The sequence below is a fragment of the Nonomuraea aridisoli genome (assembly GCF_003236395.1).
Classification (GTDB): Bacteria; Actinomycetota; Actinomycetes; order Streptosporangiales; family Streptosporangiaceae; genus Nonomuraea; species Nonomuraea aridisoli.
In genome coordinates, this window is sequence record NZ_POUD01000602.1 from 1 (window position 1) to 902 (window position 902).

Annotated in this window: 1 protein-coding gene; it reads right to left on the minus strand. The window is 73.7% G+C overall.

Annotation, left to right across the window (positions count from 1 at the left end):
• Window positions 1-839: polyprenol phosphomannose-dependent alpha 1,6 mannosyltransferase MptB (mptB, locus tag C1J01_RS48335; protein WP_235855173.1), on the minus strand; the 839-nt coding region annotated here is incomplete at its 3' end.
• Window positions 840-902: the final 63 nt, after the last annotated feature.

Consider the following 902-nt stretch of genomic DNA (forward strand, 5'->3'; position numbering starts at 1 on the left):
CCCGCCGCCACCACCGGAGCCCCGAGCCCTGGGCCGTCGCGGCGGGAGGCGAGCCGGAGCAGAGACCACGCGACCAGCGCGAGCACCAGCAGCGACCCGACCTGGATCTCTCCCCGGTATGCGCTCCCGGTGCCCACGATCGACTGCAGCCACCCCTGGACGAGCTTCCAGAACGACGCGTGCGAGATCGACTTGGACGTGCGGGTGATCGGCTCGACGGCCTCGACCCCGACGATCGCGTAGCCGGCGACCACGACCGCGACCGCGCACCCGGCCATGAGCGCCAGCCTCCCCGGTCGCCGCCGCAACTCCCAGGCCGGCCCGAGCGCCGCGAGCCCGGCATTGACCTTGACCGCCACCCCCACGCCGAGCAGCACCCCGGCTCCCACGGGCCGGCTCCTGGCCAGCAGCGCGGCGACCATGCAGGCGACGGCCAGCGTGTCGACGTGCATGCCGGCGACGAGCTGGTAGAGCAGGAGCGGATCGGCCGTCCACAGCAGCGCGGCACGCAGGCGCCGGACCGGGTCGTCGCGGGTGAACCGGTCGATGAGCAGCCCCGTCACGATGAACGCGGCGGCGTTGAACACCGCCAGCACGAAGATCGTCAGCCGCACCGAGTCGCCGCCCGCCCAGCTCGCCACCGCCTGCAGCGCGGTGGCCACGGGCCCGTAGACGCTCGGCTCCTCCCGCCACGGATCCTCCACCGCGTCGGCGACCGGATCGCCGGCCAGCTCGACCGCCCCGTGCGTGTACGGGTTGAGCCCGAGCGTCACCATCCGGCCGTAGGCGGCGTAGTTGAGATGATCGCCAGATCCGGACGGCGGCAGAAACGCGAGCACCCCGGCCACAACACACCCGCCGGCCACCAGCCACCGCGCCGCCTACGGCCGGATGGTGACGCT